Here is a 1,201-nt window from a genome sequence, read left to right on the forward strand (position 1 = left end):
GTGGTATCGTATTCATAAGTTTTGGGCGTGTGGCTGTCTGGGTTGTTTTGGGCGCTGCGCATGAGTGTGCTAAGTCGAGGTGGAGTTTTGTCAGCGAAGGCGGAAGAGATGTTGAGCGTGCCATCGGAAGCGGTCGATGTTCGTGTCGATAAGTGGTCGATGCCGGTTTTGAATGATGAGAATCGGTTGAAGTTGGCGACGTTTGCTACCAATATGCGCGGAAGTGTGACGCTTGCCAATGTGGAGGGCAAGGTCCTGGGCAGTTGGGAGGAGAGCCTTCGGTTGGCGCAGCATGCTGACCGGATCGGGTTTGATGCGGTGATCCCGGTGCAGCGGTGGCGTGGGTTTGGCGGGCAGTTCAATTTGTCGGACCGTTCTTTTGAGCCGTTTACGTGGGCGACGGCGTTACTGGCGCGGACGCAGCGGATCCAAGCGTTTGCCACGGTGCAGGTTCCGTTGATCCACCCGGTGATGGCGGCCAAGATGGCGGTGACGGCAGATCATGTGTCGGGGGGCCGGTTCGGGATTAATGTTGTGGCGGGGTGGTTCCCGGAGGAGTTCGCGATGTTCGGCCTCACCCAGCGGGAGCACGAGGCCCGGTATGCGTACGCTGATGAGTGGACGACGCTGCTGAAGCGGTTGTGGACCGGTGATGCTCCGGCTGATTTCAATGGTGAGTATATTAAGGCTGTTGACGCGTTCTCTGATCCGCGTCCTTTGCAGGACCCGTATCCGGTGATTATGAATGCGGGCACCAGCGGCCCGGGCCGTGACTTCGCTGCCACTCATAGTGATCTCATTTTTGCGTCGTTGCAGAACATGGAGACTGCGCGGCGTCAGATCGCGGAGATTAAGCAGCAGGCGTTGGCTTCCCATGGCCGTGAGGTGCGGGTCTTTGGGCGGGTGCATATTGTGTGTCGCCCGACCGAGCAGGACGCTCGGGACTACTTCCGTTTTGTGCACCGTGACAGTGCTGATGTTGCCGCGATTGAGAAGTTGCTTGCGGGGGTCAGCGCTAACTCGGACAGTTTCGACGTTGATCCGGAAGAGCATGCCAAGACAATCGAGCGGCTCGCTGCCGGTCGTGGTGCGATGACGATTGTTGGTACCCCTGAGCAGGTTGTCGAATCGCTGCTGGAGTTGACCAACGCCGGACTGGACGGTGTTGCGATCTCCTGGGTCAATTACGACGAGGGACTTC

General features: G+C 58.6%; 1 protein-coding gene. It reads left to right on the forward strand.

The window, feature by feature from the left end; translation table 11 throughout:
- Positions 1–87 precede the first annotated feature (87 nt).
- Positions 88–1,201: LLM class flavin-dependent oxidoreductase (locus tag ARTSIC4J27_RS00020; protein ID WP_161799500.1), on the forward strand; the 1,114-nt coding region annotated here is incomplete at its 3' end.

The organism is Pseudarthrobacter siccitolerans (assembly GCF_001046895.1).
Lineage (GTDB): Bacteria > Actinomycetota > Actinomycetes > Actinomycetales > Micrococcaceae > Arthrobacter > Arthrobacter siccitolerans.